Here is a 24,699-nt window from a genome sequence, read left to right as displayed (position 1 = left end):
CAAGGTCGAAGTGGCCCCCTATTTTCGGACATGACTTTAACTGATCGATCTGTTTTGATAGTACTCAACAATACAAGGACTGATTATGACTAGAAAACACAGAAACCACTCTCCTGAATTTAAAGCTAACGTGGCACTCAATGCGGCTTAGGGCGATAAAACCGTCGCTGAGCTAGCTCAAAAATACAACCAGCATGCTAACCAGATCTCGACATGAAAAAAGGAGCTGCTTGAAAACGCAGCCATGATTTTTGCCTCCGAAAATCACTCAGGAAAAGAGAGTTCCGAAGAAGTGGACAAACTTCACGCCAAGATCGGCCAGTTGACCATGGAAAATGATTTTTAGCCAGAGTCGATAATCGTATCGGTGGACATTAAAGTTTGAAACTTTCTGCCATCGCAGCCCTTTTCTATCGTCGTCACTAGGTGCGCTGTTTTGCCATTTAAACTCTCCTTTAGGTTGGGGAGTTGTTCTTTATTATTCGTACTGGGTGATTAAAGTGCGGGTTTTATGATGCGTTTACTGACTATCGATGATTTGTACTCATATAAGAAAAAGGTCTAGCCTAAATTGGCTAGACCTTTGTGAAGGTTTAAGCAATCTGTGTTCACATGGCTTTTATAAAATTAGAATTGTATTTAACTAAATTGCGAACAATCCAACCACGTTCAAAACATTCAGCAAAATACCAGTGATGATTGCTGCCACCGCTGGCGCAGCTATCTTCAATATTGGCCTTCCCATAACTTCATTCAAGAAGAACAATATCGCAAAAATTGTTAAGCCCGTCGTGTCACCCATTTTCATCACAGCTAGAACACCACCAATCAACAGGGCAAACTCCATCAGAGTATTCATCGAATTTCGGATGTTATCTGAAGCATTGCGGATCGATGGGAACTGCTCTAACACCTTACCAATACGACGTAGTAAGTAGATTTCCGCACAAATTACTACAGCTCCCAACAATCCCGCTACAACGATGTTAGGTGAAAGGTAACCCACCACAAAAACGAACGTCATACCGACAACACCGTATACACCAGTGGCCAATGCTGTTGTCGCAATGAGCGGAATGAATCCCAACCCACGCATAAACTCAGAAAGAGCAACCTGTTGCATTGCTGCGTTATGGACTTCAGGGTCAGTAATTTTGTATGCGTCTGCTAGTGCGTAAATAGAAACTTCTGAACCAGCAAAAATTCCACCTTGAGACACCATCGCAATCAATGCACCAGTAACCGCCAAAAATGGCAAGTGTTTAAACAGACGCTTTGAGCGCTCCTCAAACAAACTGTGCATTCCTGACATATCAGGAGGCGTATTACCGGCCTTTCTATCAGACAAGTCTTTGCTAATTGCAAAGTAAACCAGCATCATCATACCAACAAAAATCTGAATGGATTCTGGGTAGATACCTGTAAACTTAATAACGAGTAATCGAGACACAATTACGACAACAGCTGCGACCGCACCAGATTTCCACCCAAATTGATAGAAAATTGCCAATAGTGGGAACAGAGCAAACGCCGTCATTACTGGCGTACCCAGTTCACCCAACGCACCGAGTGCGTCAATAGGTAGGCCAGTCAGTGCTGCGTTGACACCTGCTAGAGAAGTCATGACTAACACGCCCCATAGCCCCCCCGCAGCTGCGGCAAGCAGACGACTACCAATCATGACACCAAGAATATCAGTTGGTAAAAATAGCAACCAAGGGTTTAGTAAACCTGTTGATAACGTAAATGAGATACCTACCGATGCCACAAAGCCGATAGATAGGCCAAACGCAATAGAGCCGGCATCTCGACGAGTCATATTGCCTTCAACCAATTGCGGAAGAACTGGTCGGATACCATCATGGAAAACCGCCGCACTCATATTTGCAAGAACCGCAGTCATTGCACACAAAAGTGCCACTAAACCAATATTAAATAAGTCCATTTTTCGCTCCTACTGATTAGCAAGTTGACGAGCTAGTAGTGGAACGGCATGTTCAATATGCTCAATCGACAAACCGAATGCCACATACCCTTTTTCAATAAATGAAGCCACTTCATCCTCTTTTGCTTGAATTGATGGTTTAGCGATCGTACAACTTTTATTGAAACCAATTAATGCGATAGCCATAGCAAGCGCACCGCCAGCACCTGTATTGCAACTACCGATGAAATAGTCCATTTCTCCAGATTTAACCTTCATGGCTGCTTCCATGTCGGTTAGAATATGGCATTCAAAAACACCAGGGGCAGCAGCCTCAATTTGGTCTCGTACTTGTTCACGCTGTAGACCTGCAATTGCAATTTTTTTCATGTTGAATCCTTATTATGTGTTTATAACTGAGATGACATTGCCCTATAACAATATCTATATCTTCAATTATTTGATAATTTAAGTTAAGCCAATACAATATACATTTAGATGCTTACCTTAACTCAAATTCAAAGGTACAGTTCGTTAATTTTCAAAATATTGAATTTATAATAGCGATTATAACCTGTGTATACTAGCCTCAAAGTTAGATTATGTGATGCTATTCGATTTTATTCTGGACGCTAAATCGAACCATGCTGTCATGAGTTAAGTTGGCAGTAGAATGATAGTTTGAAGCACAAATAGTTCAGGAGTACATTAGGGGTTATGTAAATACTATTAGCGCAACAAACTATCGTTAATTTGGGAGTCTAAAGAGATTCAATTTCATTGAAATATTGAATACTTTTCACTTTTAACTCTTGTAATGCTGCATTATCAGAGACGATGATTGAGTTTCGGTCCCCCTGAAGCGCTGCTACTGTCCACATATGCGTTATTGACCCTTCTACAGCATTCTGCACAGTAAGTGCTTTTTGGTGACCTGTTGCTAATATCATGATTTCATTTGCCTCTAGTTATGTGCCCACACCAATACTGAGCGCTGAAGTAGGCACTTGAGCAATATCACCATTGAAAAATCGGGAATTAGCAACTTTCTTTGAGTGCGTCAGATTTACTTCCAGTGTTCTTGATGCTAATGAAGACCCAGCTTCATTGAAGGCGATGTGTCCGTCGACACCAACCCCTCCCATAAATAATTGAATACCATCTAAACTCTTAATCTTCTCTTCATATATTGCACACTCAGCGTCAAGATCAACTGCACGACCGTCGAGTAAGTTAATGTTCTCATGTGGGATATCTACATAGTCAAAAAAATTAGCATACATAAATGAGGAGTATGTGGTATAGCCAGAAGGTAATCCAACATACTCATCCATGTTGGATGTCACTACATTCTTGAAACTAACCTGACCTGCACGATGCAACTCTATCAGTGCTTGGTAAGTAGCAAGTGGTGTACCACCTGTAGGTAAGCCAAGAACAAAAGAGCTATCTAAAGGGATTAATCTCATTCTGTTATCCAATTTAATAAAGGTAAAAAAGACTCGCCAAACTCCGGTGCATCAGCATCAAAAAAGTCACAAACTGTCGCCCCTATATCTGCAAGAGACATTCGTTCTCCAATATCGCCAGCTTCGATTTGTTTCCCGTATACTAGAAGCGGTGTGTTCTCCCTTGTATGCTTTCCATGACCAATGTATGGATCGTTGCCATGGTCTGCAGTAACGACTAAAACATCGCCTTTATTCATCATTTTGAGAATTTCTTGCAAGCCTCGATCAGCCTTACTAAGGGTGGTCCAGTATGCCTCTGGATCCTGTTGATGACCTGCAAGGTCCGTCTCTTGCACATTAATGCAAAAGAAACCATCCTCAGACTTACTCAGTTCTTCAATACTAATGCGACATATCTCATCAGTATCGCTCAATTTTTTATGGCTAACACCGTAGGGATTATGAACGATATCTGCGACCTTACCTACCAAAACGGTACTGATCCCCCTTTCATTGAGCATTTCTGGAACTTGAACAACATGGTCAACACCATAACCTAAGTGAATGACCTTAAAACCTTTATCATATGCACCAGATTTAGGTGCATTAACACCAATACATTCCCCACGTACTTCTATAGCATCAATTAAATTTTGATTCGAAGGCAGCAATCCACCAAAGACGACATTTCTCGAAACGTCGTTATTATTTCGAATGATTTGACCGATTTTTTGAACTTCATCAAATGAAATTTTGCTTAAGTTAGCCGTCACATTATAGACTTGACCAAGTTCGGCTTCTAAGTTATCACCGACTGTAACGCAATCATTTATAAGTAGTATGGACTGGCCATCTTGTGTTACGCGTTGAGTGGAATACCCCTCACACACAAGAGCCATTTCAATATTGTCGATAGAGTAACAAAACGGTTTAACTAAAGGCTTCTTAGGTTTAGAACCCATTATTTCTTGATGCCCAGCAAAAGTATCACACCCTTCATGCTTTAGTTGACACTTTCCTACACAAGCTGACGAAGAAGGCCGCATAACACTTTCGCCACAATTCACTATGTTATTCAAACCGAGCTTTTCGAGAGTGGGAAGTCTTTTATCAGAAAATGCAGATAATAGTTTCAACGCAGTATTAGAGCCTATGTCTTGAGGGCGCTCACTTGCCACATCATGCATTTCACCTATACCAAACCCATCTAAAACAAATACGATGAATCTACTCATTGATTGGATCTCCTAGGGCGGTATAACGCCCTAAAACTTTCGGTTGTCCCGATTGGATACCGTCAACAATTACCACATCAGAACGAGTAACGAAAACTTGGGTACGGAACGCCATGATTAGTGGCGTGCCAACCTTATGAATGCCTTCGACTTTAAGGTGGTAATCTATCGAGTTTGTATCATCATTACTCACTTTGACGAATTCCGAGTCAATCAAAGCATTATCCAAATTACCTCTACGGTAATAGCCTCCAGCGAAACAATAAGAGTCACATTTATGATGGTGCGAGATTTCAGATAAATACAACATGGCAATTCTTTCAGGTTGACTACCATCTCTATTTTCTGGAAAGGTTCCTGTTAACGCATGTCCCGGCTCACCATGGGTACCTCCAAACTCATGTATCATTGGCAAAGTTGTACAGCAGGTCGCGGAAGGCATATTGACTTGATTCAGTGGCCTTGAAGATGAAATCCAGTGCTCTTTCGCTCTAACCAATGAATTCACGTTAAGTGTTGGTTTTGTACTTTCACCATCATGTAGGAAGCAAGGAAAATGTGTAAGTCCCTCAAGTTCAATACCCGGCATTTCGGTCAGTTCATTTAACACGTTATCTATTTCCGAGAGAGGAAAACCTGACTCCTGATTCACGTAAAGGATATCGCGATCATTGATAAATTTAACCAATACTTTTTGCTTAACACCGAGTGCAAATGCAATATCGGAAATTGACTGTGCCTTGGCTAATGAATAAACGGTAATAACTTCTGGTTGGATCTCTTGAATCACTTCCCGAAGTACAGATTCAGGAGGTTGAACTAAATGGCCTATGTGACTTATTTTTATCCCTTGACGATGGAGAATTCTCGCTTCCTTGTAATCAACCGCTACGATTCCTTCATATCCAATTTCCTGTAATACTTTCGCTAGTGTTGCATTACGACCAAATTGCTTTGTCATACCATACAGTCTTATCCCAAACTCATCTGCTTTATCCTTTATGAGTTTGGCATTGCACTTAAATTGTTCCAAATCAACAATATATGAGTCAGGTAAGAGCTTACCTTGCTTATGCAATGTTAACGTAGCATCTATCAGCTTTGAATTTTGACGTCTTAGTGCTTTTAAAAACATAACTAACTCTTTTAAACTATTTATTCAATATTTTGAATTATTACCGCAAATTAAGAACGTTCTAAGTGTATTGCATATAAGTTACTTAAAAAGAAACTATTCTCTGTTTCCGGGATGCTATCTATGTCCGTTAGAGCACATAATTTTTTGTTCATTGCTTCAATCAATGGATAGCATTCGTCCTCTTTGATCTCTGCTAAAATATCGTTATCTAAACCCTCGGAAATGTCGTTACCTAATTGAATACGATCAATAGCACGAGCAAAATGGGTCATCGCCATTTGAACCTGATCAGTTTGTATATCGATTAGCCACTCTTTTTCTAGCATATTTGTCGCCAACATTGTTACATTATATGCATACTGTGAAATCACATCTGCATTTAGCAACATTTCCATTCTTTCTTTCATAGCTTCTACCATTAATGAATTGTATTCAAAGGTTGTAATAAAATTTCAATATACTGAAGGTTTATTGCATGCAGAACTGTTTTTAGCAAAAAATTTCCGAGACCTTTCGAGATATTGTTTTTATAATTTTATAAATTTTACCAAAGGATAATTATAAACATATTAGTAATCTGATAACACAAAACCAAAAGAGTTATAGCTCAATTTTCAACCAAACAAACGAGCTGGATTACTCTTTAACATTGCATCTATTTGATGTTTATTGACTCCACTTCTTTCAAGCATTGGAATAAAATTGTCAATCAAATAACCAAACCCTAACCCCCCATTAGCTTTGAGGTGAGAACGGCGAGTAACATCCATTGACAACATTATTTGATTCGCATAGCCACGCTCACAAAGCTTACTTATAGTTTCGGCTCTCTTTTCGTCTGGATAATAGCTATTCTTACCAATCGTATCGAACTGTACGTAACAACCCTGATCTAACATCCATAAAATATGCTCAAAATTATCTTTTAAATCGCAGTGTCCTATTGTCACCTTTTCGAGGTTAGCACCACAGCTACGTAACAGCTCTATCTGTTCACGCCCCATAGTACTCATTGACTGATGTGTCGATATAGGTCGGCCAGTTTCTAGTTGAGCGCGTACTGCTGATCTAAAAACTTTCTTTTCAGTTTCCGTAAAGGTACCTTCACTACTACCAATTTCACCAATAAGCTCTGCTTTAATGGCCGAACCATCAATACCTTCGACTATTTCACGAATCATGCCTTTGGCAATTTCATGTTCTGTCATCTTATATAATTTCTCGGGGAAAAAGCCTTCAATATAAAACCCCGTTGACATCAAAACATTAATGCCTGTTTTTTTTGATATATCTTCAACAAAATGAGGATTTCTACCCATAAAAGTATTAGTGACTTCAATAATGTTACTTACTCCTCTAGCAATTAAACCATTCATCTCTTCACAGATTAGAGAAAACTGATTTAGCTGGCAGTCTATATCACTTTTTTGAGAAGAAAGATCAATATGCAAGTGTTCATGACAATATGTATAGCCTGATGGATCTATCATAAAGTTTCCTACTGGTTAAGCCGTATAAAAATAATCCGGCTACACATTTAATAACTGGGAATCAATTTTCCGTCGATGACATTTTTTTGATGAGATAAGAGCTTACTTTGATTCAAAAGCCTTCTCAGCAACACAATGATATGTGTATTCACCCCTTTCACAAGCATTACTGCTTCTGACGCATCACGACAAGCAGCTAGATGGCTTAAAGACTTTTCAGACAAACCATTTTTCTGCATATCAATGGCTTCAGGTAGCCATACTACTGCGTCAATCTGTCCATTAAGCAAATAGTTTAAGCTTTCTGCGTAGTGGATTTTCACTATCTCAATATTCTTATCCATAAATGCATGTTTTGTCAGAAGCTTTTGGTCTGGAGAATCAGGATCTACTCCAACCCTAAGAATTTTATCATATTCACCTTTTCGATATATCAACCGATGTTCGTGGGAATATGAACCCACTCCTAGATCTACAGCAGTAACCAAGCCATCGGCTAATTCTTCAGCAGCCAGTTTCGACATTATAGCAATGTCATATGTCCCATTTTGCAAACATTCAGCCCTAACACTAGCACCTCTCATATGAGCAAAATACAAAGGTAAGTCACCTAATTGCTCTTTTAAACCACTCGCCAATCCCTCGTAATGCCTAGTATATGGAAGAGGCATAGCGCAAACTAGGTATTGGGCACCCGAACAAATAGATAACTCTCTATAATCTAACTGACGAATGTAGGTTCCATTTCGACCCTGTCTAGTTAATGCAACTGCTCCACGCTTCTCAAGCGTTGTAAGTGCTTTCTGAATAAAACCGACCGATACAGAGAATTCTATAGAAAGAGAGTCTATCGTCCTAAGCCGCTCTCCTTCGTTAGTAGTCATCAAGTATTTAGCAACATTCATTATTGCCATACCTTCCTTACTTATATATTCCATATCTGGTACTTTTTATTTTCAATTTATTGAAGATACAATAGCTAGCAAATCACATCTAGGGTAGCTTATTAGTCAAATTTTGTGATTTATAACTCAATATCACATTTTCATGTCCTATAATAAACTTTTATATAGCGTGTGGAAGAATAAGGATAATCTTAACTTCGCTTATATCACGAGACGAGATATCTGCATAGACAGATTACTTTCCAGCTCATTTCCATTCGATATCCTTGCACTTGAGTCAGGTTTAATTCATCAGAATCTATAAACTTAAACATATACAAATACGGATGATAGATAATTATAATAAACCTATTACCAATGAATGTACCCATCATCAATGGGGTGTATTTTGCTCAACAAAGGGGAGGATAAAATCAGGCACATTAGCCGATACCCAGCATGACCAGATCACGCACAGCAGCACGATAACGCGCATGTAAACTCTCCTTATCTTATTGATAGCCATCAGTTTCACTTGAGTTTAAAGCAAAAGCAACAACCGAACGTCTACGCCCCCAATCAGTGAATTGTGATCGATAGCAAACTCTTGGGGCTTAGGCTGAAGAATGATGTCATCGCCATATCCAGGCTTTATCCTCAAGGTCGAGTAACCTCGCCCTACAGCGATTCAAAAAATAAAAGCAACTAAACATCATCAACGAGTACAAGACCAAGGATAGAGCATGAAACTCACCACTTTAGCCCTAGCGTTATGCGCAGCTGCGCCTGTCGTTTTTGCCTCACCCAATCTGACCATATCTACCACCACCAACAGCCGTGATTTTCCACTCGACGCCCAACAGCCATTAGTTATTCCACTGACCAAAGACAGTTACACACTCAAAATAACCGGCCTTGAGGGTAATTGCGTTGCGCCGAATGATCAAAAGATCAAATTCAATACTCCCGTTGCCTTAAATTGTGGCTCCCCCACTGAATTACCGCTAAAAATTCGCTTCACGGGGGATTACGCCTTTAACTACGACCAAGCACAACATACGCTGACTTTTGTTCGCCAAGCGAAAAAATCGACCAAAAAAGAGTTTAAAAGACCCATTCCGGCGGTAACTTGCGAGCAATACCAAGGTGGTGAAGTCACGCTAGAACTCGGAAAAACCTTCGCCGATGGTACTCAATTAAAAGAGAGCTTCACTAACCAAAAAGTTGTGGTTAAAGATGGCAAGGTGACACTTTTACCTTCACAAAACAGTGGTGGCTTGGTGCTACTAGAGCCAATCAATCGCTCTGATGAAGCGCAGCCGTTCACCTATCGCAACGCAAATATTTATTTCGTTATGGTAGATAGGTTCAACAATGCCGATACCAGCAACGACAATAGTTATGGGCGAAAAAAAGACGGTAACGATGAAGTAGGAACCTTTCACGGTGGCGATTTAAAAGGTGTCATTGAAAAACTCGACTACATAAAAAGCTTAGGAACCGATGCCATTTGGCTTTCGCCTATCGTCGAGCAAGTACACGGTTTTGTCGGTGGGGGCGATAGTGGCTCCTTTCCATTTTATGCCTACCACGGTTACTGGACTCGTGATTTCACCAAAATTGATCAGAACTTCGGCCAAGATGAAGATCTAAAAACACTCGTCACCGAAGCACATAAACGCGGCATAAAAATCTTACTCGATGCCGTCATCAACCATTCTGGTTACGCTACACTCGCCGACCTGCAATTCGATGGCATTGATGTCGTTAATAGCCAAGATTTACCAAAAAAATGGGCAGATTGGGCACCTCAATCTGGTCAAAACTGGCACAGTTATAATCAGTCTATCGACTATCAAAGCCAAAACTGGTCACAGTGGTGGGGAGCAGACTGGGTCCGTGCCGGCTTGCCTGGTTATTCAAAACCTGGCTCTAGTGATATTACTATGACGTTAGCTGGTTTACCTGATTTTAAAACCGAATCAACTACCGCAGTCACACCACCCCAATGGTTACTGCGTAACCCAGGAACGCGAGTTGTCGCACGCGATAACTACAGTGTGGCGGATTATTTAATTGAGTGGCAAACCGACTGGGTTAAGCGTTTTGGTATTGATGGCTATCGGGTGGATACGGTAAAGCATGTTGAAGGAGAGGTCTGGCAACGCTTAAAGAAAGAAGCATCGCGTAGCCTAGAGCAATGGCGAGAGGCTAATGGGAAATCAGGGCAACCTTTCTGGATGATGGGCGAAGTATGGGGGCATTCAGCCTACCGCAGCCCTTACTTTGACGATGGATTTGATGCACTAATCAACTTCGATATGCAGAAAAAGCTGGATAAAGGGGCTGCATGCTTTAGTCAAATGGAGATAGTATACCGCGACTACGCAAAAACACTGACTCTGCATCCGGACTTTAACCCCGTCAGTTACATGTCTTCCCATGATACTGAGCTATTTTTTGGTCGCTTCAAATCATTTGAAATGCAACGTAATGCCGCTAACGCATTGCTACTTTCACCCGGTGCAGTACAAATTTATTATGGTGATGAAATCGCCAGACAAGTTGGCCCTTACGCTGATGACTTTCATCAAGGAACACGTTCCGACATGATGTGGCAGTTGGATACTCAGCGACAATCGTTGTTAAACCATTGGCAAACAGTGGGCCAATTCCGCCAAGCCCACCCTGCTATTGGTGCCGGTTTGCATAAAGAAATTAAACAACCAGGCGCCTACGTGTTTTCAAGAACGTTAAATAACGACAAAGTCGTTGTCGCTTTTGTTGGTCGATAATCACTCAGTTAAGGTAGCCTAGGCAAGCTTCAGGCTACCTCCATTCCCGCTCTTTGCCTAACTCACTAAATCAAAACCACAACATCACCAAATTCAATGATTTCAATCAATTACTGACAAAATATTTATATTAGCCTCATCTAATCCCCTTGTTCAACCTACCCAACAAAACCATACTGGTCATACCATGAAAAGTTAAATTTATCTTGAATTACAATTAGTTAGAAACTAACATTCGATCCTTTTGGTATTTAAATTACTATTTTCTTTGACATTTATATAACACAAATTTAACATCGGATTGTGCAATATAAATACAACGAAATAATTATAAAAAGGCCTTAGGAGGTCGAGAATGATCATCAAACCCCGCTCTCTACTCGCGCTGTCAATCTTGACTGCGTTTAATGTACATTCGGCTGGATTCCAAGTTGCGGAACACTCAGCATCTGGCCTTGGCAGAGCTTTTTCTGGTGAAGCTGCTGTCGCTGACAATGCCTCTGTCATTGCGCGAAACCCTTCTGCTATGACCCTTTTTGATCGTGCGCAATTTTCAGGAGCAGTGACCCTTGTAGATCCAAACGTTGATGTCTGGGATACCACTAATGGTGAACAAGCCACTGACGTAGCACCGATGCAAGTTGTACCTGCGGCTTATTATCTCAGCCCGATCAACGATAAGTGGTCATGGGGAATTGGTATGTTTACAACGTATGGCGTCGCGACCGATTATCCAGATGATATTCAAGCTGGTGACTTAGCCGGGGATACCTCATTAGTGACAGTCAACTTGAACCCTGCGGTGGCATATCGCATTAACGATCAGTTTAGTGTTGGGGCGGGGTTGAACTTGGTCTATGCACAAGCGGAACTGACTCGTCATAAAGGTGCATTGGCTCCATTTTTAGGTGGGAGCATTACAGACAAATTAATTTCGTTAGAAGGTGATACCTTTGGTTTTGGTTGGAATATCGGCGCGATGTATGAAATAAATCAAGACCATCGATTGGGTTTTGGTTATCGATCAAAAGTTGACCTCGATTTCGACGATGGTGAATTTAAAAGTTACGACAGTGGAATAACCAGCAGCTCTATGGTCACTGGGCGTCTTGAAATCAGTTTACCTGCCATTTGGGAATTATCTGGTTTCCACCAAATCACCGAAGCCTTTGCATTACACTACAGCTACCAACGCACCGACTGGAGCACATTCACCGAACTGAAAGCGACTTCTCCCGATTGCAATGACGGAGTAGTAAACCAATGTTTTTATAAACAAGAACACTATGAAGACAATGGACGTTGGTCAATAGGCGGTACTTATCAGTTCTCTACCAGTTTAATTGGTCGCGTTGGTTTTGCTTACGACGAGCAGGCAGGTCAAGCGACACTGAGCATTCCAGATAGTGACCGTAACTGGTACTCCCTCGGTCTAACCTATCTCTTTAATCCCGACCTTTCTCTTGATGCTGGCTTTGCCTACGTACAAAGTAAAGATGGCTCCTTTGAAGAAACTAATGCTCTGAGCGAAACCTTGAAGTTCAATTCGAAAGGTAACGCCTACATTAGTTCTGTCCAAATCAACTACACCTTCTAAGCGCGGAGCACATTATGAAACACGGAATCGCTTTATCTGTCCTTTGCAGCGCCCTGCTACTTGCTGGTTGTGGTGATGATTCATCGAGCACGACCCATGAAACCCAATACGAATCATACATTCAAGATGCACTAGCACGTGATACAAAAATAAAATTCACCTTACAAGGCTCAAACGCCAGCGTACCAGTGCCTTCCTTTGCGTTAATGAACGCCAGTGACGGTACGCTTGAAATTCCAACTGGTGGTAATGATGCCTTAACCAACCCTATCGCTGCGATGGGTACTATGGATGGGTGGTCAACATCAATGCCACTGATTATGAATTTTGAGGGAACCGGTTTAGCCGATGGTATTGTCACGTCTGGAGTCTATCTCATTGAGCTATCCGACAGCATGACTGGCTCTCCAACACCAAAAACCATTTTAACTAATGGAACTCATTTTACGGTCTATTCGAGCGCTCAAACAGATACGTTGAGCATTGTAATGAAGAGTGACTTAAACCCAAGCTCGGAATACATTCTCGCGATTACGGAAGCGGTCAGCGATGAAAATGGAGACCCAGTCGGTACCTCAAGCAGTTATGCGGCGCTGAAATCATCGAAAAAAATCTATACCGAAGGCAGCTTAGCAACGGTTCAAAAAGTCACGCAAGGAGTTGAAGCCTTGTTCCAAGCTACCGGAGTCGACAGCACTAAAATTATCTACTCAACCTGGTTTACCACTCAATCAGTCGGGGACACCTTATTTGCGGTAAAAGGGGCAACAGCTTCTGCTTTACCTGCTGCAATAGCTAATCAGAACCTTGATATTGGGCAAGTATGGAAAGGCAGCGCCAACCCAAATAATATTGACCTGTCATCAGCTTATACTATGGTCATGAATAGCCCAAGCACCTACACCGATGCTTTGAACGCCGACACCAATTTCACCACTTATTTTGATTCTAGTGGCGTAATCAAAACACTACTAAACAGCAACTTCGGCGCGAGTGGAGTCTATGTTAGTAAAGGGACAGTACAGTTGCCTTATTATTTAGAAAAAGGGACTACCTGGAACAGTCAACCCTTTGAATCGGCAATGCCAAGCTTAGCTTTGATTTCACAAGCCCTGTCTAATGATACCGAAAAAACAACCATTGCCTCGCAATTAATTGCAGCTGGAATTGACACCAGTGTTTTAGCATCAAGCACAACAGAGCAATTGAAACTAGTAGGAATGGAGCTTACTAAGTCTGATGGTTCGGCATTAGATCCAAATCGATATATCACGCGTTACAATCCAATACCGAAAATTAAGTCGTTAGAATCGGTTAATATTCTGCTATTTACCCCATCGAATACGGCAGCTGATTGGCCAGTGGTTATTTACCAACATGGCATTACGTCAGCCAAAGAAAATGCCTATTTCTTTGCGGCCAATTTAGCAGCCAATGGCATCGCTGTTCTTGCGATTGATTTACCTTTGCACGGTTCACGCAGCCTAGACAGCACGCGCTCTGCCAATGTTGATGTCACCGCCTATCTCAACTTAAGTAACCTAGCCGTTGCGCGCGATAATGTTCGTCAAAGTGAACTCGACATTATGAGTCTGACTTTTGCGCTGAATTATTCGCGTGAAATTAAGGAATCATTAAAAAATAGCATGCTAGAAAGTACAGATGCCATAGCTAATCCACCGCGTTTTCTTGGCCATTCTTTGGGTGGTGTTGTGGGTCTACCAGCAGTCGCTGCCGCTAATAGGACGCTTGATGGTGGTATGGCTGATGCCGTTTACGCGTATTCTTCATTGAGCACGGCCAATTCTGGTGGTCAAATCGCCAACTTATTGCTGGGCTCAGAGGCGTTTGGTCCGTTGATCAAGCACAACATTGCCAGTTCTGCGAGCCTTGATTACCGTAATTTTGCTGCACTTCAATGCGCCTCTCTGTCTGATGAACAGTGCTATAACTTGTTTGACTCACTTGCGACCGCCGACCAAAAAGTCACTGTCAATGCTGGTTTCAGTCAATTTGCCTACGCAGCACAAACGCTGTTAGATACTGTCGATCCATTCACTAACGCAAGTTTTATTAACTCGAGTTTGCCTACCTACGCTTTGCAAGTGAATGGTGATTCAACCGTTCCAAACATGGTCGCAAATGCACCGTTTGCAGGAAGTGAACCACTGGCAACCAAGCTGGGTTTAACAACGATCAACAGTTCAAACTCTGGCAGCATCACGAATACAAAAGATTTCATCAACTTTTCATCGGTTGGGGTACATAGCACCTTTATTTTCCCGCAAGATACTGGAGGCTCAGATACCGCAATGCATACTGAGATGATAAGTGAGATTGTGGACTTTATGACTGACAATAGTTTAGCGGGCATTAGTAACACGGCTGTACTTGAGTAAACTGAAAATAGACCTTATGTAAGCTATACAAACTAAGCTCCCGCGAGGGAGCTTTTTCGTTTTCACTACACATCCATCTGAATCATCACTTAACTCTAAATATGACGATGTTCAATCAAGGTTCCAATGCGGTTTTAAAACGTTTGATAGCTATATTAGGCTTTTTAACCACTAAATATATAGCAATAGCCGCGAGGCAAAAACCAGCTACACCCAGCCAATCAAATGACTCTCCAAAAGCAAGCCACGCCTGAATGGCAGTTGTTGGCGGCACAAGATAAAAAACCGATGCCACGCTAGAAGCAGCACCGTGTTCAACCATATACAGCAATAATAAAATCGAGATACACGACAACACAACCACAAGCCAGGCAAGGGTCATGATGAAGGTTGGAGTCCATTGAACTTGCATAGTTTCAAAGCTCAATGCCCAAGGAAGAAACAAGAACAGAGCAGCCAAATATTGCACCGTAGCACTGCCAACCATATCAATGCCCTGGCAAAACTTTTTCTGGTACAAAGTGCCAAGTGTAATACCCAACAATGACAACAAACATAAACCAATCGCGAACCATTTATAGTGTTCTGACTGCCATTCTATATTACCCATCAAGACTAAACTGATACCTGTAAAACCCAAAGCCAGCCCTAGCCACTGAGCAATATTAAAACGCTCGGAGCTCATCACCACTAGTAATAAAGCAGTTAAAATTGGTTGTATTCCCACCAACAGCGAGCTTAAACCAGCAGGCATTCCCCAAAAAATAGCCTGATAAGTTCCACCGAGATAACAGCCATGAATCAACACGCCACTCACACACGAATGCCAAAAATGGCGACCTCGTGGAATACGACGCTTGAGCAGCACAACTAACCCAAAAAATAGCGCAACGTTTGCAACCATTCGCAAAGTAAGTAACGTGGCAGGCTCGGCATAAGCGAGACCAAATCGAGCCCCCACAAATCCAGATGCCCATAACACAACGAATAGAAACGGGATTAACCTTATTAACATGACAAATCTCCTAGCCATAAGCGACTCAATACTGCTACTTTATTTAGGTACAGGATGACAAGAAAGGCACAGACTTTGATGTTTTTATGGGTACAGAATGAAAGTTGAATACAAATACGATGGCGTAGAGCGATATCTCAGACAAGTCATTGAAGATGGGCTATTTCAAGCGCACGATAAATTACCGTCCATTCGGCAACTTTCGCAACAATTATCGGTCAGCAAAAATACGGTGATTCGAGCCTATCAAGCATTAGAGGCCATTGGTTTACTCTATTCACAGCCTCGTTCTGGATATCGTGTACAACAAACTAGCACCACTGTTGAAAGCAATCTATCGCAACCTAATAGTGTGGATTTGTTATCCATGTCAAAGTCAATTTTGGTACAACCAACGGTTAAACATAGAATGCCCGCAGGGTCCGCGCACCCTAATACCCAAGGAACAGCAATTCGCAGTCTGTATGCAGAAATTGGTCGCCATAGTCGCATGCAAACTCATATTCCTAGCCATTATCAACTCCCACCAGGTAACAGTGAGCTAATAAAGCAACTGCTAAAGATCTCGCAAGATTTAGGCATTAATGTCAAATCACAAGAAATTGCGGTTACTCATGGAGGACAGCAAGCGATCAGTCTTGCGTTTCGCGCTTTGACTCAATCTGGTGACATTGTCGCGGTAGAATCACCTTGCTACTTTGGCACCTTACTATTACTCGAGTCTTTAGGATTAAAGGTGATTGAAATTCCGAGCCATAATGCACTAGGTATAGATATCGATGCCCTTGAGCTGGCTTTATCTCAATGGCCAATAAAAGCAATTCTAGTCACCCCGAATTTTAATAATCCAACGGGTTCTTTAATGCCTATCGAAGCTCGTAAACAACTGCTAGCAGTGAGTGACGGCGTACCGATAATTGAAGATGATGTCTTTGGTAGCCTGTACTTTGGCGTCCCCCTGCCCAGCCTAAAAATGCTTGATGATCAAGATCGCGTTATTTATATCAACTCACTCTCAAAAACATTAGATTCTCGGCTAAGAATCGGTTGGATTATTGCGGGGAAATATCAGGTTCAAATAGAAAAATCACTGCTGAGCGAAAACATGGGCAGCTTGAACTTGATGCAATCGGCAGTTGCGGAGTTTCTGTCTAGTGGCAAATACCGTCAACACTTGAACAAAATGCGCAGAACTTATCAGCAAAACCAACAACGCTTTGCGAAATTACTGACAAACGAGTTAAATAAATACCCTTCTCTACAAGATCAGTTTCATTTAAGTCGCCCTGAAGGCTCATTTTTATGCTGGCTCACACTACCCAACTCTATCGACAGCTTTCAGCTTTATCAGCAGTGTATTAAACAAAAAATCAGCCTCCTGCCAGGCAATCTATTTGCGACACAGGGACAATATCAACACTGCGTACGCTTCAGTACCGCCAATTTTGAAGACACTGTAGAATGGCGGGAAAGTATAATAAAACTGGCTCAGCTCATCATAAAGTTACATTAGTTCAACGTTAAACCGAGGATGACTTTACTCACAAACTCCGCTTGATTACGCGTTGCTGTTTTTCCCAAACAGGCTTTGCACGCCGATGGTGGTTTAAGTGATATTGGTGGCAGTGCCAGCATGACAATATCTGACACAGAACTTTCCTTCTCCGACTCAAGTCAACCCCCATACATCTCATTCACCCCACCAATAATTAAATTAAAAATCATTAACTCAAATCAACACCACATCGCTAACTTATTTGTTAGAGTAATGACCGAATTTTTGAACAACACAACCATACGTACAATAATAAAAGCTCCTAATACAGGTAACCACATGATTAATCGCTACAAAAATAGCAGTGTCGGCTTTCAACTAAAGTTAGTTATCACGCTTTGCTTGCTTATCGCTTTCTCCAGTATCGCTGCATTGGTGTATCGCAATGCCTCCCAGTTACTGCTTGAATCGACATTAAAAGAGCACCAATCGAAAGTGGAAGCAATAGCAAAAACCATTGCCGGACAATTTGACGCTTACTTAGAAACCACCAAAATTCTTGAATCTACTTTTCAAAATGGTTACTTAGCTGGCCTTTACGTTGAAGACTACACCGTAGAATTTGCTGGTCGACAAATTCGTAACATCACTCAGTACGGTGACAGCCTAGTTAATGACACAAAATTGGTGGATAGCTTCACGCGTGATACCGGAGCTGTTGCCACCATATTTGCGCCAGCAGGTAATGAATGGGTACGTATTTCAACCTCTCTGAAAGATCCAAATGGTAACCGCACAGTTGGTACAATATTGGGCAGTAACCACCCCGGGTATCAAAAGTTAATGAGTGGCCAGCCTTATTACGATCAAGTTACTTTATTTGGCAAGAAATACATTACTTACTACGCGCCAGTTAAAGACAGAGCTGGCAAAACCAATGCTATCTCATTTATCGGCTTGCCGGTTGAAGATGCCACTCATGATCTGTTTGATAGCTTAAAGCAAGTGACATGGGGTGATAGCGGCTACACCATAGTGGTCGATAACCGAGAAGATAATCTAGGTAAGTATTTACTCCATCCAATCAATAACGAAAACAGCCCATCCATTATTGAAGTTCCGGACTATGAAGGGAACAAACCTTTTACGGCTATCTTTGAACAACAAAGTGGCTTGATTCGTTACCCATTCAAATATAATGATACTGTGGGTGAGAAATACCTCGTTTTTACTGAAGTACCAGGCTGGAACTGGAAATTACTTGGGGGCACGTTCATTAGCGAAGTGACCAAAGCCAGTAATGATCTGCTCCAATTGATTGTGATTATTTCACTCTTAGTCGGTGGTGCGACTTTCCTTATCATGACACTGTTCTTAAACAAAACCATCCAGCCACTAACAACATTAACAGGCTATATGGAGCGCTTAGGTAAAGGCGAAGTCAGCCTAAACATTGCCGCTGGAAATACTCAATCACGCAACGAGATCACACGCTTGACTAACGGTGTTGCGCATACGGCACAACAACTTAATCAACTGGTCGGAGAAATACGTTCAACCAGTGATAATGTCAGCATTCAATCCAATAATGTCTCTCAAGATGCTAACAATAACTTGGCACAAGCCGACGTTCAGCAACAGCAAGTTGAACAAGTCGTCACGGCGATCGAAGAGATGGCAACCTCTGCCAAAGCCGTTGCAGAACAGGTTGAATCGATTGCCGAAAATGTTCGCCATGCTAATCAAGACACTCAATCTGGTTTGAGTCTAGTGGAAACGGTTTGTATTGATGTCGCACAGCTTAATGACCAGCTAGATCGTTCAGCTCAAGCAATTGAACAGGTCAACAAAGACAGTGAGAGCATTCAAACCGTCACGCGGATGATTGATGAAATAGCAGAACAGACCAACTTATTAGCACTAAATGCAGCCATTGAAGCGGCGCGAGCAGGTGAACAAGGCCGTGGTTTTGCTGTAGTTGCAGACGAAGTGCGTACACTGGCACACCGTACTCAAACATCTGTTAAAGATGTCGTGGCTATTATTGAAAAACTAAAGAGTTCTACGGGTAATGCTGTGAACCTGATGAACCAAAGCCAAACCAATGCCAATAGTGTCTTAGATAGTGCGCAAGATGCTGGCACAGCATTGGAATCGATCGCCGATCAAGTCCGTGAAATTGCATCGCAGGCAGATACCATCGCTGCAACAGCTGAAGAACAAGCGCAAGTGTCACAAGAAGTCGCCGCAAGTGCGACAGAAATTAGTGATCTAAACGCCCAAAGTCGCAATACCAGCGCGCAAACCTCTCAAAGCGCAACGCAATTGCAACAACAAGCAGAAGCCTTAAAGCAGCAAGTCGACTTCTTCCATTAATCCATTTAGGCCAAGCATTCTTGCTTGGCCTTTTTCTTACACTCTTCTTTTCACATCAATGAAAAACAACAAGTTAAAAACGATAAGTGTTACAAAATTCTCTCACAATACTTGTATTGCAACACACTAGGAATAAGATGAAGGCCTTAGTGCAATGTAAGGTCTGTTATGAATAATCAATTATTTTTAAGAGCGTTGGAACGCGGTGACTTACGTTTTATCCATAATCTCAACAACAACCGCAATATCATGTCTTATTGGTTTGAAGAGCCGTATGAATCTTTTGATGAGCTCGAAGAGCTGTACAACAAACATATTCACGACAATGCCGAACGTCGATTTGTGGTTGAAAATGAAAGCCGAGAATTGATTGGTCTGGTCGAATTAATTGAAATTGATTACATTCATCGTAGCGGTGAGTTTCAGATCATCATCACCCCAGAGCACCAAGGCAAGGGGTTTGCTGAAACCTTAATTAACAAAGCACTCGACTACTCTTTCACTATTTTAAACCTGCATAAGATTTATCTGCATGTTGCCACTGAGAATGAAAAAGCAATTCATCTCTATGAAAAAGCAGGTTTTATTGAAGAAGGACATTTAGTACAAGAGTTCTTTATCAATGGTCAGTACCGAGATGTAAAACGCATGTACATTTTGCAAAATGAGTATCTCAACCGAACAGTGTAACACTTAGGAGTATACGATGATTGCTTGCAGTCAATACGACTATATTGAACTTGCGTGCTTGTTTCATTTGCCTGTAAAACTCACTCTAAAGAGTGGGGCAACGTATTCCGGCATCGCTGTGGATACGTTACATAATGAGCATAAACAAGAATGCATTCTACTGAAAAATGAAGAAAATGAATACCTAGTGGCAACGGATTGCTTGCTGATGATGGAAGCGCTGAGTGAGCATCCTCACTTTACGATTGTTGAATTTACCTGAACCAAATCCGCCTAAATTTTAGAGGTTGCCCGGTACTGCATAACTTCAATAAAGCCACGCAGTATCTGGCAATTCTAAATTGCAATATCTAACTTGTTATCGGTCACACCATTGACTCGAAACCACCCAGCAATACTGACACGTTCGGCTTTGGTTGGTAGCACTTCATGTGGAAAACGTTCCGATAAAAACACCAGTAAACGACCAGATAGCGGAGCAAGCGTTGCAAGGTGGGTATCGTTGAGATCATACATCGCCAACTCACCGGCATCTTCTTCGCTCCAATGCTCATTCATGTAAAACACGGTCGTCAATTTGCGGCTTTCATTACCTTGAAAGGCATCTAAATGCTTTTGGTAGAACGCCCCTTGCTCATATTTGGCAAAATGAGCTTCATACTCAAACAGACCGAGAAAAAAATGACGATTCACCTCTCGGCGAATTTGCTCCATACGCTCTAAATAATCTTGCACTGGTTGGCCCATACTCTCTTCCAGCCATTGAATTTTATCACTACGAATCTCTACTTCACGCTGTAAAGCTTCGTGTCGACCAATACGCGCCCCTTGCCATGACTGTGGCATACAACTACGCAGGTTTTGTACTTGCTCTGGGTTTAAAAAGTCATCCCATACATACCAACCTTGGTCAGCAATGGCGTCCATCAAATTATCTAACGACATGTTTTCTCTACACACAGCAAAAGTGCTGTGGTTATAACGGCCACCAGCCATAACGACAAATCTAGCTTTCGATGCTTAAGACAAAGCAAATTTGTGGAAGCCTCGTACCACAACCGATATTTACAAAATAAATATTAGATAGCGATATATCTATAATGATTTAATACCTAACTCTTCACTATGATGCTCTGCACCTACATTGTATTGAATCTAGACCATAGTGAGGCAACCATGAACCTACGACTCCTTCCCTTATCTTTCGCTGTCATCAGCACACTAGCCGTTGCGGGCACAAGCTCACATTCAGCCAGTACATTAGTGATACCGAGCCCTAGCGTGAAACCAGCCAGCGAATTTACCATCGAAAAAAATGATCAAGTGGCGAGTTATTTAGACTTTGCCAATACCAAGGATTTTAATGATGCGACTCGCGGTTTTATCGCCACATGGCCAGAAAGTACGATTAAAGACAAAAACGGCAATGTTGTATGGGATTTTACTAAGTTCGATTTTGTAAATACCGACCACAACATTGATACCATTAACCCTTCTTTACAACGCATGGCTAAACTCAATAATCAGCATGGTTTATTCAAGGTTAAAGAGGATATATACCAAATCCGTGGCTTCGATTTGTCTGTGATGACCTTTGTCCGCGGTGAGCACGGTTGGATAGTAATAGACCCTCTGCTGTCGGAAGAAACCGCTAAAGCGGGGATTGACCTGTTACGTCAACACGTTGAAGATGCACCAGTTTCAGCGGTAGTATTTACTCATTCTCATATAGACCACTTTGGCGGCATTTGGGGAGTCACGGATAAGAAAGATATTGAAAGCGGTAAGGTTCCCGTTATTGCTCCAAAAGATTTCTTTGAACATTCAATTTCAGAAAACGTACTAGCGGGTAATGCCATGAGTCGTCGTGCTAGCTATATGTATGGCAACATGGTCGACGCAGGTCCTACTGGTAAAGTGGATGGGGGTTTGGGTAAAACAACGTCGACTGGTAAACCAGGCATTGTAGAGCAGACTATGGAAGTTTTGGATACGGGTGAAATTCATCAAATTGATGGTGTTGAGGTCGAATTCCAAATGGCAAATGGTTCTGAAGCGCCTTCAGAGTTTATCTTCTACTTCCCTAAATACCGAGTCTTAATGGCATCGGAAGTGATGACTCATACCATTCATAACATCTCCACATTACGCGGTGCACGAACTCGTGATGCCAATGCATGGGCGGCTTATGTAGATGAATCACTGGAAATGTTTGCAGCTAAGTCTGATGTGATGATTGGTTCTCACCACTGGCCGACTTGGGGAACGAACAACATCACCGAGCAGCTTGAAAAAACACGTGATATGTACAAATTTGTTCACGACCAAACGCTACGTTTAGCCAACCAAGGTTACACACCTAACGAAATTTCAGCATCCATCACGCTGCCAGAATCACTTGATAAAGCTTGGTATAACCGTGGTTACTACGGCACAGTGTCGCACAACGCTCGTGCCACTTATGACTTTTATTTCGGCGCATGGTGGGACGGCAACCCAGCCAACTTAAACCCACTCACACCATCGGAGCAAGGAGCAAAATACGTTGAAGCCATTGGTGGTGAAGATAAGGTTATCGAAATCGCCAAACAAGCGATTAAAAATGGCGAGTACCGCTGGGCTGCCACCTTGCTGAACAACGTAACATTTTCAAACCCAGAGAATATGGACGCTCGCTACTTAGAAGCTGATGCTATGGAACAACTGGGTTACCAAGCCGAATCTGGCCCTTGGCGTAATTACTACCTGATCGGCGCTAAAGAGCTACGCCACGGCTTCACACCAGCGGCGACCCCAGATACAACAGCGATTGTTGCCAATATGCCAGTATATTCTGTATTAGAATCATTAGCGGTGAGGGTAAAACCAGACCTTGCTAGTGACATGAATATGACGGTTAACATCAAAGTGAAAGGTGATGATCAAACGACAAATAGTCAATATGCATTGAAGCTATCAAACGCGGTATTAAAAACTTATCAAAATCGTCAATTTGACCAAGCTGATATTACGTTAAGCTTCTCACGTGAGACCTTTGTGCAGCTTCTGACAGGCAAAATGTCGTTACCAGACGCGGTAAAAGGCGGTAAATTCACCATATCAGACCAGACGAAATTTGACCGATTTATTGGGATTTTTGACACGTTCGACAGCAATTTCGGTATTGTAACGCCTTAATCCAAATATATTGACTATGATAAAGCAGCCGTATCTCGGCTGCTTTTTTATTGCGATAGTGCGGAAATTAAATGCCTCAACCACTGGTTAGCTGGGTTCAAATTCATCTTACTCAACCAAACCATATGTGAATGAAGAAGTTGGTCTTCAAACGGAAACGGAAGAATATTTAATTGAAAAACGTGTTGGTACTGCTGTGCAAACGTCACCGGCACAACCGCAACTGCATCACTATAAGAGACAGCCGCTAACATACCAATTAATGACGAATGTTGACTGTACACCTGCCGCACAGGCACCACTTCTTTCACAAACCAATCAATAAAAGGAAGTTGTGAGCGGCGCATTTTCAGCAGCACATGTTCTTCTTGTAAGTATTCCGCTTTACTTAGGCCTTGGTTCGATAACCTAGGATGAGCCTGACGCACCACGCAGCATAAGTTGTCTTCTTTTAGAAGTTTAGAACGAAAAACTTTGCTTTGCGGCGCTTCCACATCAATTACTAAATCGACTTTTTCTAACTGTAATTCTTCATACAGGCGGTCTTCATTAGACGGTGGCTCCATCAACACCACATCAATGTTTAAATCAGCCAATGCTTGATCTAACCCTTGCCGCAATGCATGGATCTGCGCTTCATGGCAATACACTAAAAATCGGCGAGTCGATATTTTAGGATCAAACTGATTGACCCCTTCCAGCATCGATTCAATATCCATCAACGGAGATTGGATACTTTGATACAGATCTTGAGCAAAACGCGTCGGCTTGATTCCACGCCCTGTTCGCACAAAGAGATCGCTCCCAACGTGCTCTTTTAGACGCGCCAAAGCATTACTCACCGCTGATTGAGTTAAATCTAATTGCTCTGCAGCTTTGGTTACCGATTCGGTCTGATAGGCCGAAATAAAGACCCTTAATAAGTTAAGATCAAACTTTCGTTGCGCTTTCATCACACCAACATTGTGTTATGAATGTAGCCGTTAATAGTAATCTCTGAATTTTAGATTGGAAATAGTCAATCATTCATGGT

At 42.0% G+C, this 24,699-nt stretch carries 19 protein-coding genes and 2 pseudogenes; 9 read left to right on the top strand and 12 right to left on the bottom strand.

From position 1 onward, the window contains the following. Positions 1–85: 85 nt before the first annotated feature. Positions 86–343 (top strand): annotated as a pseudogene (locus MCT08_RS14935) (transposase); the annotation flags it as partial. A gap of 300 nt (positions 344–643) precedes the next feature. On the opposite strand, the gene MCT08_RS14930 reads toward MCT08_RS14935, so the two are convergent. The 8 genes and pseudogenes from MCT08_RS14930 to yhfZ form a co-directional block, all read right to left on the bottom strand. After that, entirely contained in the window at positions 644–1,945 is a 1,302-nt protein-coding gene (locus tag MCT08_RS14930) for a YhfT family protein (RefSeq protein WP_168524474.1), read from the bottom strand. 9 nt (positions 1,946–1,954) lie between these two features. Beyond that, positions 1,955–2,314, bottom strand: a complete 360-nt coding sequence (locus MCT08_RS14925; RefSeq protein ID WP_168524473.1) for a DUF2620 domain-containing protein — start codon at positions 2,312–2,314, stop codon at positions 1,955–1,957. Positions 2,315–2,685: 371 nt separating this feature from the next. After that, positions 2,686–3,366 (bottom strand): annotated as a pseudogene (gene nagB / locus MCT08_RS14920) (glucosamine-6-phosphate deaminase); the annotation flags it as partial. Between the two features lie 23 nt (positions 3,367–3,389). After that, positions 3,390–4,610, bottom strand: a complete 1,221-nt coding sequence (locus MCT08_RS14915) for a phosphopentomutase (protein WP_274678766.1) — start codon at positions 4,608–4,610, stop codon at positions 3,390–3,392. Next, positions 4,603–5,745 carry a YhfX family PLP-dependent enzyme gene (locus MCT08_RS14910; RefSeq protein WP_274678765.1) on the bottom strand — a complete coding sequence of 381 codons (1,143 nt, stop codon included), beginning with the start codon at positions 5,743–5,745 and terminating at the stop codon, positions 4,603–4,605. The genes MCT08_RS14915 and MCT08_RS14910 overlap by 8 nt, the downstream gene beginning before the upstream one ends. Before the next feature lie 50 nt (positions 5,746–5,795). Then, on the bottom strand, positions 5,796–6,155 hold the full coding sequence (locus tag MCT08_RS14905) for a PRD domain-containing protein (protein ID WP_168524470.1): 360 nt from the start codon (positions 6,153–6,155) through the stop codon (positions 5,796–5,798). A 207-nt stretch (positions 6,156–6,362) separates the two neighbouring features. Next, positions 6,363–7,238: a phosphotriesterase family protein gene (locus tag MCT08_RS14900; protein WP_274678764.1), complete on the bottom strand. Its 876-nt coding sequence runs from the start codon at positions 7,236–7,238 to the stop codon at positions 6,363–6,365. 47 nt (positions 7,239–7,285) lie between these two features. Continuing rightward, on the bottom strand, positions 7,286–8,176 hold the full coding sequence (gene yhfZ, locus MCT08_RS14895) for a GntR family transcriptional regulator YhfZ (protein ID WP_168524468.1): 891 nt from the start codon (positions 8,174–8,176) through the stop codon (positions 7,286–7,288). Positions 8,177–8,865: 689 nt separating this feature from the next. Between yhfZ and MCT08_RS14890 the strand changes: the two genes are divergently transcribed. The 3 genes from MCT08_RS14890 to MCT08_RS14880 all read left to right on the top strand — a co-directional run bounded on the left by MCT08_RS14890 (position 8,866) and on the right by MCT08_RS14880 (position 14,913). After that, complete coding sequence (locus MCT08_RS14890) at positions 8,866–10,917, top strand: alpha-amylase (protein ID WP_274678763.1); 2,052 nt, start codon at positions 8,866–8,868, stop codon at positions 10,915–10,917. 355 nt (positions 10,918–11,272) lie between these two features. Beyond that, a complete protein-coding gene (locus MCT08_RS14885; protein ID WP_274678762.1) occupies positions 11,273–12,514 on the top strand; it encodes an outer membrane protein transport protein in 1,242 nt (413 codons plus the stop codon). A 14-nt stretch (positions 12,515–12,528) separates the two neighbouring features. Beyond that, positions 12,529–14,913, top strand: coding sequence for a VolA/Pla-1 family phospholipase (locus tag MCT08_RS14880; protein ID WP_274678761.1), 2,385 nt, complete (start codon positions 12,529–12,531; stop codon positions 14,911–14,913). Positions 14,914–15,028: 115 nt separating this feature from the next. On the opposite strand, the gene MCT08_RS14875 is transcribed toward MCT08_RS14880, so the two are convergent. After that, on the bottom strand, positions 15,029–15,928 hold the full coding sequence (locus MCT08_RS14875; RefSeq protein ID WP_274678760.1) for a DMT family transporter: 900 nt from the start codon (positions 15,926–15,928) through the stop codon (positions 15,029–15,031). A 97-nt stretch (positions 15,929–16,025) separates the two neighbouring features. Between MCT08_RS14875 and MCT08_RS14870 the strand changes: the two genes are divergently transcribed. Beyond that, the gene (locus MCT08_RS14870; RefSeq protein WP_274678759.1) at positions 16,026–17,441 is read left to right on the top strand and encodes an aminotransferase-like domain-containing protein; all 1,416 of its coding nucleotides are present in this window, start codon (positions 16,026–16,028) and stop codon (positions 17,439–17,441) included. On the opposite strand, the gene MCT08_RS14865 is transcribed toward MCT08_RS14870, so the two are convergent. Next, complete coding sequence (locus tag MCT08_RS14865; RefSeq protein ID WP_176312472.1) at positions 17,438–17,578, bottom strand: hypothetical protein; 141 nt, start codon at positions 17,576–17,578, stop codon at positions 17,438–17,440. The two genes, MCT08_RS14870 and MCT08_RS14865, sit on opposite strands and share 4 nt — an antisense overlap. Positions 17,579–17,762: 184 nt before the next feature. Between MCT08_RS14865 and MCT08_RS14860 the strand changes: the two genes are divergently transcribed. From MCT08_RS14860 to MCT08_RS14850, 3 genes are all read left to right on the top strand, one after another. Next, positions 17,763–19,799, top strand: a complete 2,037-nt coding sequence (locus MCT08_RS14860) for a methyl-accepting chemotaxis protein (protein WP_274678758.1) — start codon at positions 17,763–17,765, stop codon at positions 19,797–19,799. Positions 19,800–19,967: 168 nt separating this feature from the next. Continuing rightward, positions 19,968–20,489: a spermidine N1-acetyltransferase gene (speG, locus tag MCT08_RS14855; RefSeq protein WP_053311718.1), complete on the top strand. Its 522-nt coding sequence runs from the start codon at positions 19,968–19,970 to the stop codon at positions 20,487–20,489. 16 nt (positions 20,490–20,505) lie between these two features. Beyond that, positions 20,506–20,751: a Rho-binding antiterminator gene (locus MCT08_RS14850; protein WP_168524461.1), complete on the top strand. Its 246-nt coding sequence runs from the start codon at positions 20,506–20,508 to the stop codon at positions 20,749–20,751. 74 nt (positions 20,752–20,825) lie between these two features. Here MCT08_RS14850 and MCT08_RS14845 read toward each other — a convergent pair whose 3' ends face one another. Further along, positions 20,826–21,434, bottom strand: a complete 609-nt coding sequence (locus MCT08_RS14845) for a 2OG-Fe(II) oxygenase (RefSeq protein ID WP_274679073.1) — start codon at positions 21,432–21,434, stop codon at positions 20,826–20,828. Between the two features lie 231 nt (positions 21,435–21,665). On the opposite strand from MCT08_RS14845, the gene MCT08_RS14840 reads away from it, so the two are divergent. After that, entirely contained in the window at positions 21,666–23,666 is a 2,001-nt protein-coding gene (locus MCT08_RS14840) for an alkyl/aryl-sulfatase (protein WP_274678757.1), read from the top strand. Positions 23,667–23,713: 47 nt separating this feature from the next. Here the strand turns inward: MCT08_RS14840 and MCT08_RS14835 are convergent, their stop codons facing one another. Then, positions 23,714–24,619, bottom strand: coding sequence for a LysR family transcriptional regulator (locus MCT08_RS14835; RefSeq protein WP_071233083.1), 906 nt, complete (start codon positions 24,617–24,619; stop codon positions 23,714–23,716). Positions 24,620–24,699: the final 80 nt, after the last annotated feature.

The sequence above is a fragment of the Vibrio aestuarianus genome, from assembly GCF_028858425.1.
Lineage (GTDB): Bacteria > Pseudomonadota > Gammaproteobacteria > Enterobacterales > Vibrionaceae > Vibrio > Vibrio aestuarianus.
This window is presented reverse-complemented; position numbering and strand designations above follow the sequence as displayed.

Coding starts and splice junctions, on each gene's coding strand:
- MCT08_RS14930 (WP_168524474.1), bottom strand. CDS start 1,945: ATGGACTTATTTAATATTGGTTTAGTGGCACTTTTGTGTGCAATGACT.
- MCT08_RS14925 (WP_168524473.1), bottom strand. CDS start 2,314: ATGAAAAAAATTGCAATTGCAGGTCTACAGCGTGAACAAGTACGAGAC.
- MCT08_RS14915 (WP_274678766.1), bottom strand. CDS start 4,610: ATGAGTAGATTCATCGTATTTGTTTTAGATGGGTTTGGTATAGGTGAA.
- MCT08_RS14910 (WP_274678765.1), bottom strand. CDS start 5,745: ATGTTTTTAAAAGCACTAAGACGTCAAAATTCAAAGCTGATAGATGCT.
- MCT08_RS14905 (WP_168524470.1), bottom strand. CDS start 6,155: ATGAAAGAAAGAATGGAAATGTTGCTAAATGCAGATGTGATTTCACAG.
- MCT08_RS14900 (WP_274678764.1), bottom strand. CDS start 7,238: ATGATAGATCCATCAGGCTATACATATTGTCATGAACACTTGCATATT.
- yhfZ (WP_168524468.1), bottom strand. CDS start 8,176: ATGGAATATATAAGTAAGGAAGGTATGGCAATAATGAATGTTGCTAAA.
- MCT08_RS14890 (WP_274678763.1), top strand. CDS start 8,866: ATGAAACTCACCACTTTAGCCCTAGCGTTATGCGCAGCTGCGCCTGTC.
- MCT08_RS14885 (WP_274678762.1), top strand. CDS start 11,273: ATGATCATCAAACCCCGCTCTCTACTCGCGCTGTCAATCTTGACTGCG.
- MCT08_RS14880 (WP_274678761.1), top strand. CDS start 12,529: ATGAAACACGGAATCGCTTTATCTGTCCTTTGCAGCGCCCTGCTACTT.
- MCT08_RS14875 (WP_274678760.1), bottom strand. CDS start 15,928: ATGTTAATAAGGTTAATCCCGTTTCTATTCGTTGTGTTATGGGCATCT.
- MCT08_RS14870 (WP_274678759.1), top strand. CDS start 16,026: ATGAAAGTTGAATACAAATACGATGGCGTAGAGCGATATCTCAGACAA.
- MCT08_RS14860 (WP_274678758.1), top strand. CDS start 17,763: ATGATTAATCGCTACAAAAATAGCAGTGTCGGCTTTCAACTAAAGTTA.
- speG (WP_053311718.1), top strand. CDS start 19,968: ATGAATAATCAATTATTTTTAAGAGCGTTGGAACGCGGTGACTTACGT.
- MCT08_RS14850 (WP_168524461.1), top strand. CDS start 20,506: ATGATTGCTTGCAGTCAATACGACTATATTGAACTTGCGTGCTTGTTT.
- MCT08_RS14845 (WP_274679073.1), bottom strand. CDS start 21,434: ATGTCGTTAGATAATTTGATGGACGCCATTGCTGACCAAGGTTGGTAT.
- MCT08_RS14840 (WP_274678757.1), top strand. CDS start 21,666: ATGAACCTACGACTCCTTCCCTTATCTTTCGCTGTCATCAGCACACTA.
- MCT08_RS14835 (WP_071233083.1), bottom strand. CDS start 24,619: ATGAAAGCGCAACGAAAGTTTGATCTTAACTTATTAAGGGTCTTTATT.